10 protein-coding genes are annotated in these 9,481 nt (G+C 37.9%); 1 reads left to right on the forward strand and 9 read right to left on the reverse strand.

The genetic code is table 11. The features are described from left to right. Positions 1-145: 145 nt before the first annotated feature. From GGG_RS0112075 to GGG_RS0112120, 9 genes are all read right to left on the reverse strand, one after another. On the reverse strand, positions 146-1,297 hold the full coding sequence (locus tag GGG_RS0112075; protein WP_010115226.1) for a M48 family metallopeptidase: 1,152 nt from the start codon (positions 1,295-1,297) through the stop codon (positions 146-148). Positions 1,298-1,346: 49 nt separating this feature from the next. After that, a complete protein-coding gene (locus tag GGG_RS0112080; RefSeq protein ID WP_010115228.1) occupies positions 1,347-2,453 on the reverse strand; it encodes a YjgN family protein in 1,107 nt (368 codons plus the stop codon). A gap of 236 nt (positions 2,454-2,689) precedes the next feature. Next, a complete protein-coding gene (gene fghA / locus GGG_RS0112090; RefSeq protein WP_010115231.1) occupies positions 2,690-3,526 on the reverse strand; it encodes an S-formylglutathione hydrolase in 837 nt (278 codons plus the stop codon). A gap of 44 nt (positions 3,527-3,570) precedes the next feature. Beyond that, positions 3,571-5,010 carry a C13 family peptidase gene (locus GGG_RS0112095; RefSeq protein ID WP_029574567.1) on the reverse strand — a complete coding sequence of 480 codons (1,440 nt, stop codon included), beginning with the start codon at positions 5,008-5,010 and terminating at the stop codon, positions 3,571-3,573. 121 nt (positions 5,011-5,131) lie between these two features. After that, positions 5,132-5,938: a class I SAM-dependent methyltransferase gene (locus tag GGG_RS0112100; RefSeq protein ID WP_171057698.1), complete on the reverse strand. Its 807-nt coding sequence runs from the start codon at positions 5,936-5,938 to the stop codon at positions 5,132-5,134. 5 nt (positions 5,939-5,943) lie between these two features. Then, complete coding sequence (locus GGG_RS0112105; RefSeq protein ID WP_010115237.1) at positions 5,944-6,768, reverse strand: undecaprenyl-diphosphate phosphatase; 825 nt, start codon at positions 6,766-6,768, stop codon at positions 5,944-5,946. A gap of 32 nt (positions 6,769-6,800) precedes the next feature. Next, entirely contained in the window at positions 6,801-7,466 is a 666-nt protein-coding gene (gene tsaB / locus GGG_RS0112110) for a tRNA (adenosine(37)-N6)-threonylcarbamoyltransferase complex dimerization subunit type 1 TsaB (protein WP_010115239.1), read from the reverse strand. A 155-nt stretch (positions 7,467-7,621) separates the two neighbouring features. After that, on the reverse strand, positions 7,622-8,158 hold the full coding sequence (locus tag GGG_RS0112115) for a gamma carbonic anhydrase family protein (protein WP_010115241.1): 537 nt from the start codon (positions 8,156-8,158) through the stop codon (positions 7,622-7,624). Between the two features lie 24 nt (positions 8,159-8,182). Next, complete coding sequence (locus GGG_RS0112120; protein ID WP_010115243.1) at positions 8,183-8,797, reverse strand: CoA pyrophosphatase; 615 nt, start codon at positions 8,795-8,797, stop codon at positions 8,183-8,185. A 125-nt stretch (positions 8,798-8,922) separates the two neighbouring features. Between GGG_RS0112120 and GGG_RS0112125 the strand changes: the two genes are divergently transcribed. After that, entirely contained in the window at positions 8,923-9,471 is a 549-nt protein-coding gene (locus GGG_RS0112125; RefSeq protein WP_029574568.1) for an NUDIX hydrolase, read from the forward strand. The last annotated feature ends 10 nt before the right edge of the window (positions 9,472-9,481 follow it).

Here is a 9,481-nt window from a genome sequence, read left to right on the forward strand (position 1 = left end):
TTTCAAAAACCAACAGTTTTACCGATCTTGATCATTTTAAAATTTTACTTACTTTATAAACTTACTTGCTATAAATCAAAGCTCCGCCTTTTTAAAGTACGGAGCAAACAAATCATCTAAAATATTCTACTGTTGAATAGAGCTATTATTGCTGTTTTGGTTGTAATGCCCGTGATTGTTGCTGCTTCTCAAAATCACGAACCATCTGAATACGTTCCTCAGTCGCAGGGTGTGAAGATAAAGCATCCAAAACATCTAAAGAAACATGTTGTTCAGTCTGTTCCTTTTGCGATCCCGTTTGATCAGATTTTTTATCTTGATCAGACTTTTGCTTAGAGTCTTCTGTCTTTTCTTTATCTGCCTTTTCTTCAGCAGTCACTTCATCGTTTAAACGCTGCAAAAAGTTAGCAAAATGTGAAACTTCGATATGCTTGCGATCCATCAAATTTAAAGCATATAAATCTGCTTGTTTTTCAAATTTACGTGAATAATTCGCACCGACCATTGCTGCGGGCAAAGACGACAATAAATCTGAACTGTCCCCTGTGATAGCGATATACAGCACACTCATTCCCAAGCTAGAAAGCCCTTGTTGCAAACTATGTCTTTCGACTAAATGCCCTTGCTCATGTGCCAAAACACCTAAAATTTCTTGATCACTATGTGCTAATTCAATCAGCTCATCGGTAATAATAATGGTGTTGTTTGGAAGTGCGACAGCATTTGCTCCTAAATGATCTCCCTCTCGAAAAATCAATTTAGCGGGCCGACCTTCAGCAATCGTAGATAAATACTGTGCCTTGATCTGGTCTTTTTGACCTTGTGCAAGATGGCTTGGTTTGGTCATATTATCAAGTACATACTCTTCAACTTGATCACCAATTTTATTCAAAGTATTCGCAGGTAATTTAAATGCGACATAATGAGAAGCCGCAGGTATGCCCCATTTGATTAATGCAAAACCAAACGCAACCACAAAAACAAGACTAAAAATGATCAAGCTTGGAGAACGTTCCAATTTCCAAACCGAATGCTGAACATTTTTAGTCCCATAATTAAACCACTCAGGTAATGGGCCCTGAAATTCGATTCGAGCATCGTCATTTAACTCAATGACTGGATGTAATTGTCCCAAAGCACCAATCAACACCATATCGTCATATAAGTAACGTCGTTGATGTTGCAACTGCTCACCATAGCGAATCAAGACTTCTAATGGTGATAATGCCGAAACTTGAGCATGCTGTGGTTTAGACACCACGCCATCATAGAAAATTACATCAATCGTTTGTGACATAGACCATCCAATTCACATGACTGTTTCATAGAGTTATACATTCATAGCATTATAAAGAAATATCGATATCGAAGATGTCGCTGATCTCTTCTGCAAGTGCGCTTTGCTCTTGTTGAGCAAGATTAATCATTTGATCAGGATCATCATGTAAAATTAAACTCATCGACTCAACTTGATATTTGTGAAGACGAATCGCAGCCCAAGCAGACATCAATCCTATTGTGAAAATTTTCACTATCCAGTTTGATGCAATAATCCATGCATATCGCCATTGATTACAATCTGTTTTAAATTGACTGTGTCCAACTGTGGTGTTGTTCCAAGTGGTAATGAAAATACGTGCTGCACTTAATGGATAGATAAATAGCCCTGCAATTGCATAAATCGCAAATACACCGATCATGACCATGTGCGGTGAAAAGCCTGCAATCGCACCAACGATGCTAAAATAGACGATTCCAAATGCGATCATGACACCAAAAGACATAAAAATTGGCACATAAACTGCGCTCATATATGCAGGCCAATCCGCATGTAATTTAAATTCTAATTGTCCAGCATATAAATGATTAATATAATATTTTTTATATAACCAAATCGCTACAGGGGAAAAAATACCTAAAGAGAAAATATAAACTGCAATACTGAGGAAAAATACTTTATAGGACTCTTTGGTTGTTCCCGCAAAATAAAAACGACTGTTCCCAAACTTACTATTTCTTGCCGTAAATCGCATGGTTGCACGAATGAGCCAAGGCACTGCCATATAAAGCAACACGAAACCAACCACTGTGGCTGTCATCGAATACTGCGATGAAACACTAAATGCAGCATAAATACCTAATGCAATCAAACGACCAATCAAGATCTTTGTCGGTATACCGGTAAAATCAAAGCGTCGTCTAAAAAATTCGGTATTGCCATAAAAATAACGTAAACGACGCACTTTTGCCCACGGTGCATATAAGCTCAAAGTCACGATTGTGAGTAGAATATTCACGATCCAAATACCAAAATATTCCATCGCATTACCATGAAATTTAAAACGGCGAACTCTTGGATATTGTTGCTCGGTTGGTGTATCAACTGTTGATGGTATTTTGTCTAAGTTTAAAGTTGAACTTTCAGGAAAATCTGACGTTGTTTGGTTCTGCATCATTCTTCTCTTATTGCCAAATATTATTTGATTTTTAATTCAAAAAAGTCGTTCAACTCAGTGTATATTTTTTAACACCATAATGAAATAGTTTCTCAATTGTCTTTATCTTTTAGTTGATACATCTCTGCACTGATCAAAAAAATCAGAGATAAACCCTGATTTTTAAATATATTTTGATCATCAAACTTCATAAAAAATAAACTTGTACATGAAGTCTAATCTTTTAAAATTTATTACTTTTGTAGCTGCAACGCATGAAATTGCAAATGATCATCCATAAAACTTTGTATGAAATAATAACCATGATCATAGCCGTCTTGAAATCTTAGGGTAAGTTTCTGCCCGACTTCGCTACACGCCTGCTGATATTTCTCAGGGTTCAATTGACTATAGAATTGATCATTGACACCTTGATCAATCAAGACTTCATCAAATAATTGCCCTTTGCTTAAAAGCAATTGTGTTGCATCATGCTTGATCCATTCAGATCGATCATTACCTAAATAGTTTGAAAAAGCCTTTTCACCCCAAGGACATTCACACGGCGCACAAATCGGTGCAAATGCAGAAATGGATTTAAATTTCTCAGGATATTTCCAAGCCAAAGTTAATGCACCATGACCGCCCATACTGTGACCAAAAATCCCAACTGCCTCAGCTTGTATAGGTAACTCTTGGATAAGTAAAGGATATAATTCATCAACAATATAGCTTTCCATTTGGAAATGCTCAGCCCATGGTGCTTGTGTGGCATTTAAATAAAAACCAGCACCTTGTCCTAAGTCCCATGAATCGCCTTGTGCAACATTTTCGCCTCTTGGAGATGTATCAGGTGCGATCAGAATCAAACCCAATTGTGCAGCCAAACGCTGTGCATGTGCTTTAATAATAAACGTTTCTTCAGTGCAAGTTAAACCCGCCAAATAATATAAAGCTGGACATTTTTGTCCCTCTAAAGCTTGCGGTGGAATAAAAGCAGCAAACTTCGTTGTTCCTTTTAAAGCTTTAGATTGAATTTGATAGACTCTTTGTTCACCATCAAAACAGATATTTTTACTGAGTAGTTCCATTTTCAATTCCCTATGTTTTGACATTAACAATGAATGAACAGCGTTTATTCAGGCGTCGCAGTTAACAATTGCTTTTGTTGCGTATCTGATTTTGTACTTTGAGCCTGTGCAGTATTGGCGTTCCCTTGTTGCGGGAATAAATGCTGTTCCAATTGTGGCAACATCATTTCTATATTTTTACCAATCACCAATTGAGGTTCTGATGGCTCAAAACCTTGTGCATTTTCCCACTTCGCAACCGTTTCACTGGCTTCATTAAACGCAGCTTTCAATGTACTTTGCTCTCGCATGGCTTGATCAAAGAATGCACGACCAAAATAGGTGTAATCCGCTTCATTGGAACAGCCAAATGAAGCACGATCTGCGGCAGATGCGGTAATAATCAAAGTATCTGGTGATTGTAGTGCTGGAATAAAGCTACCTGAATAACAGGCTGAAATCACAATGACTTTCCAACGAATTCCAGATTTATCAAGGCTTTCTCTGAGCCATTTAGGATCGACATCATCTAAATCAATGGGCTCATTTTCCATCTCAAACTGATTTGGTAAACCATGTGATGTCATATATAAAAATAATACATCACTCTCACGATTCATCTGTTGCCCAATACGGCGTAACGCAAGATCCATACTGGTTTTTGAAGCTATCGGAGTTTCGTTGATACTTGCAGCATTATTGACTAATTCAATGGAACGCCCAAAAGTACCAAAACGGGTATCAAATTGTTCTTTAATACGGTCTATTTCAAATTTAAAAACATCTTGATAACTCACCCCAGCAACGCCTAAAAAATACCAATGCGTTTGGGCAAATTCACCAAATTGAACTTGTTCTAAGGCTTTATTCAGTACAAGCCCTTGTCCATAAAATGCTTTTTCACTCAGACTCGGTGGAACTTCTTCAACCTTCCAAATCGGTTGCTCTTTAATCGAAACTTGCCATGTAAATAATGTTGCGATTGTCGCGAACATAATCAAAGCACGCTCCCACCACGGCCAGTGTAGCTCCCTAGAAATCACCCAAACCACTGCAAGGCTTTGCCAAATAAATAAGGCAAAAAACAGTAAAGGAATAACATCATAAAGCACATAAGGTAATAGATCTTGATTGCCTAAATATTGTAATAGGCATTGAAACAACATAATGTGTGTATCAAGAACTAACCATAGCAGCGCAGGTACGAGCATCAAACGTGGGTTATTGGTACGCTGAGAAAGAAAAATACCAACAATCAGTGCGATAAAAGGCCATAGCGCATAGCTGACCAAGCCTTGTTGATTAAATACACCACCATCGCCTGCCACTAACCAACTGAATAACGTATTGGCACATCCGCCCATCAGCCCCCAAAAAATAAGCTGAAGAATGGATGGTCGGACTATTTGTAAGGACTTTCGAGATCCTAGAAATAACCAAACCCCTGCACGTTGGTTACTTTGTAAATCATGCCAGAAGTTAATTGATGGTTTAAGATCTATCATAAAGAGTCTTTAAAGGCGGTGGCTTAAATCAGCATATCTAGTTTATGCTCGGCTAAAATTTTATCAATGCTTCATTTAACTATATATCAATAATTCGGCTATTATTGAAACAGTTACCAAATTACTCAATAACCTTGTTGCTAAAATATGCATCAAAACGACAAGCATCGCCTTGCCATTGATGATCTGGTTGTTGATCATTTAAAAACACAGCCAGTCTAGGTCGTTTTACCACAACTCGCTTGGCAATTTGCTGGGCTAAGACTAAAAGATGATCCCCTAGATCCATTTCACCATCTTCAGGTAAAAGCATATGTAACAATTGCATTTGTTTTTTGACTTGGGCTTGCTTTTTAATCGCCTGCTGATTTTGATCTCGTTGTGGAAACATCGGATCTAAATAAACCACATCGACTTTTTTATTTTCAAGAATCGCTTGATTAAGATATTCACTGGAATCAGCAAAAATCAATTGGATACGACTGACCACTTTCGATAGAAATGGATCATTTTCAGCTTGCACTTTTGAATCTTCCAATAATGTAAATAAAATCGGATGACGTTCGATCAAACTCACTTCAGCACCTAAACAAGCCATTAACAAAGTGTCATGCCCTAAACCTGCTGTTGCATCAATCAAAGAAGGTTTTTCAGCAATGTTACAGGCACGCGCGATCATTTCAGACTTAATACTGGCACGTTTCAATCGTGGGATCTCAGCTTTCCAGTCTGGCTGCATTTTCATGCCATTGGTACATAAACTTAAACCCGATGCATCTGCACAGAGCGCAATTTCAGGGTTTAACCTTAAAAAACGTGCATTGAGTTTTTCAATGATTTCAACATTTACACTCACACCACGTGAAGAAAGCACAGTTTGATAAGACTGTGCTTCCTCTAAAAATGTGGATTCAGTAAATAAGCGAATATCGCTTACCATAATCTCCAACCTGTTAATGCAAATAATAAAATCAATAGCCCTGATGCAATACGATACCAAGCAAAGACCATAAAGTCTCGTTTAGCTACATACGCAACCAAAACACGAATCAGAATTAATGCTGAAATAAAAGAAACGATGATTCCTGTTGCCAATACTGCCCAATCTTGGGTTGTTGTAAATACATCATAGCTTTGATAAAGATCGAGTAAACCTGCGCCAATAATCACAGGGATACCGAGAAAGAATGAAAACTCAGTGGCTGCTTTACGTGAAACGCCGAGCATCATTGCACCAATAATGGTTGCACCTGAGCGTGAAGTTCCAGGGATCAAAGACAAAATCTGAATCAAGCCGATATATGCTGCCTCTTTGATGGAAATATTATCAACTTCAACTGCATTGACTTTAGGGGGATTTTTTTCAACCCACCAAATAATCAAACCGCCAATAATTAAACCCATCGCAACTGTAATATCATTAAATAACAAATCTTTAACAGTTTGCCCAAATGTAAGACCAACGATGATAATTGGAATCGAAGCAACAATAATACTAATACCGAGATGTCGGCCTTTTTTCTCTCCTGTGAATAAGCCCGTCGCAGCCCCCCACAGTTTGCCCCAATACTCATAGATCACAGCCGCAATCGCACCCATTTGAATTGCGATCACAAACACATCACTTTTTTCTTTGGTCCAGAAATTCATCAATTCAGAAGCAAGAATTAAATGCCCAGTACTTGAAATAGGTAAAAATTCGGTAATACCTTCAACAATACCCATGATAGCTGCTTTGAAAAGCAGTAAAAGATCCATGTTCAATCCTAAAATTTAAATCTAAAAAACGATTATGGTTTGCCTTGTTCTGCAATTTTTTTCCATGCATCATCACGTAAATATACGGGCAAGGCCTGTTCAGCGCTGAACCAATGTTTTTCAATTGCATTTTGACGTGCAATCGTTGCTATGTCTTCAGCAGTTGCAGTAATGTGGCGCAACTCTATCGCCTCTTCCTTAACTAAAGCTGAACCAGAGCCAACCAATGTATATTTTTGATATTCAGTAGCATGTTGATAGTCAAGTAGCTTTTCTTCATCTACGAGTTGCATAATATTATTTTGATCAAGCTTAAAGCTCGCCATATAGACTTCTTTCATTCGCGCATCTAAAACTGCTGTTACTTCAGTCAGTTGTAATAATCTAAATGCAGCTTGAGCGAGTGCTTGTAAAGTTGAAACAGGAATGACTGGAATATCATTGGCCCATGCCAAAGCTTGCGTCACTGCCGCATTGATACGCACACCACTAAATGAGCCCGGCCCACGACTAAAAGCAATCGCTGTAAGCTGCTCATTTTTAATCTGTGTTTGCTCGAAGCCCTGCTCAATCATTGGTAAAATGGTTTGAGTTTGTGCCTTTGCTCGTTCATCAAGTTGAAAATATAGCGTTTTTGTTTCATCAACAATTGAAACGGAACACTGCTCATTGGCAGTTTCCAATGCCAGCAATTTCATGCACAACCTTAACTGTATTAAAAATGCTGACTATGATACTCCACTCATTTCAAGAGTGCGAGCGCTTAGCACCAAAGCGAAAGATATAAAAATATTGCATAAAAAAACCAAGAAACAATTCTTGGCTTTTCATCAACTTTAAAGCGAATTAAAAATCATTTTTCGAATTGAAACACTTCTAAATCAATAAAATCCTTATAATGAGAAGCATAATGCAATGCACTCATTTTCAATAAATTTTCTGCATTTTCATCCAAAGTTCGCACAACCTTACCCGGTGAGCCAACCACCAATGAATTGTCTGGAATCACTTTGCCTTCTGGAATTAAACTGTTTGCCCCGATAATACAATTTTTTCCAATCACGGCATTGTTGAGAATAACGGCATTGATACCAATTAAACTATTATCGCCAATGGTACAACCATGCAGCATCGCTTGATGTCCAATAGTGACATAGTTTCCGACGTTCAACTCAATACCTGCATCGGTATGCAAAACCGTATTTTCCTGAACATTACTAAAATTACCGATTCGAATTTTAGAATTGTCCGCACGAATAACTGCGCCAAACCAAACACTAACTTGCTGACCAAATTCAACTTGTCCAATGACCGTTGCATTATCTGCAACCCAGCCATCAAAAGGTTCATGCAATGCTTTCGGTGCATAACCTTTAAATTTGTACATCATAACAACTGTTCCTTGTGTAGCTGATTACTTCTTATTAAAAAATTTTGAAGTCAAAGTCGGTGGATTAAGCAAAAAAGGCCAGTTTTTTTGATAATCCAAACCATACTTAAACAGTGAAATTAAAATTCGTGCAGTTAAGCCCCAAATGACTTCATTTTCAATTCTTAAACTTGGAAAATAAACAGATTGATGTGCAAGACGAACTTCATAAGGAATCGGTTGAGCTTCCATCATTTTTTTAATTGGGGCATAGAAAATACGATCAATTTCGGTTGGTTGAGCGATTAAATTTACATCTGGAGGAATAAGCCCCACAACGGGTTTTACAGTCATTCCACTTTTCGCACGCTCCATCGGTAAATCACCGATCAGTTGTACATCAAATGGATTTAATGCAGTTTCTTCCCATGCCTCACGTAAAGCAACAACGATATTACTGGTATCATTGGGGTCGCGCTTACCGCCAGGAAAAGAAACCTCACCTGCATGATTGGATAAGTAAACAGATCGTCTTGTTAGTAATATTTTAGGATCGGCTTCTTGAGTAATTGCAACCAGTACTGCGGCCTTGGCAGGATGTGTTCTTTTGCCAAAACGTAATCGATTTTGCAATACTTGGGTTAACTCATGATCCTGCATTAATGACACTCTTACCTTTTTGTTCTATTTACATCATATATGAAATTTTATGGATAAGGCTATAAATGATGCGAAACTGAAATTTTTCAGTTATGCTGAGTTATCTCAAATTTACAATGAAGCTCATGAGTTTTTGCACTATTTGTGGTCAAACGACAATAGAAAAAATACCATTAGGTGATCAAAAAGTCCGTAAAGTCTGTACCAACTGCGGTACCATTCATTATGTCAATCCCAAAGTGATTTGCGGTGCGCTCGCCATTTGGGACAATAAAGTTTTGCTGTGTCGCCGTGCAATTGAGCCACGCTATGGTTTATGGACACTTCCTGCTGGATATATGGAACTGTTTGAAACGATGGAAGAAGGTGCAGCTCGCGAAACACGTGAAGAATCTGAAGCCGAAGTAGAAATCGAACAATTGTACTGCATGTACAATATTCCTCGTATCGGGCAAATTTACGTATTATTTAAAACACACATTAAAGATGGTGTATTTGGCGCGGGTGAAGAAACCATTGAAAGCCGTTTATTTGAAGAGCATGAAATTCCATGGAATGATTTAGCTTTTCCAAGTGTGGAACGAACGCTCAGACATTATTTTGAAGATCGCAAAAATAATACTTTCCCAATGCATATCGAAACTTTAGGTACTCGTTTGGATCAAACTGGTTAGTTTTTAAATA

Origin of the sequence: Acinetobacter sp. P8-3-8 (assembly GCF_000214135.1) — a bacterium.
Classification (GTDB): Bacteria; Pseudomonadota; Gammaproteobacteria; order Pseudomonadales; family Moraxellaceae; genus Acinetobacter.

Bases quoted from the DNA above. Each gene is read 5' to 3' on its own strand.
- GGG_RS0112075 (WP_010115226.1), bottom strand. From the start codon at position 1,297: ATGTCACAAACGATTGATGTAATTTTCTATGATGGCGTGGTGTCTAAA.
- GGG_RS0112115 (WP_010115241.1), bottom strand. From the start codon at position 8,158: ATGATGTACAAATTTAAAGGTTATGCACCGAAAGCATTGCATGAACCT.
- GGG_RS0112080 (WP_010115228.1), bottom strand. From the start codon at position 2,453: ATGCAGAACCAAACAACGTCAGATTTTCCTGAAAGTTCAACTTTAAAC.
- GGG_RS0112125 (WP_029574568.1), top strand. From the start codon at position 8,923: ATGAGTTTTTGCACTATTTGTGGTCAAACGACAATAGAAAAAATACCA.
- tsaB (WP_010115239.1), bottom strand. From the start codon at position 7,466: ATGAAATTGCTGGCATTGGAAACTGCCAATGAGCAGTGTTCCGTTTCA.
- GGG_RS0112105 (WP_010115237.1), bottom strand. From the start codon at position 6,768: ATGGATCTTTTACTGCTTTTCAAAGCAGCTATCATGGGTATTGTTGAA.
- fghA (WP_010115231.1), bottom strand. From the start codon at position 3,526: ATGGAACTACTCAGTAAAAATATCTGTTTTGATGGTGAACAAAGAGTC.
- GGG_RS0112120 (WP_010115243.1), bottom strand. From the start codon at position 8,797: ATGCAGGATCATGAGTTAACCCAAGTATTGCAAAATCGATTACGTTTT.
- GGG_RS0112095 (WP_029574567.1), bottom strand. From the start codon at position 5,010: ATGATAGATCTTAAACCATCAATTAACTTCTGGCATGATTTACAAAGT.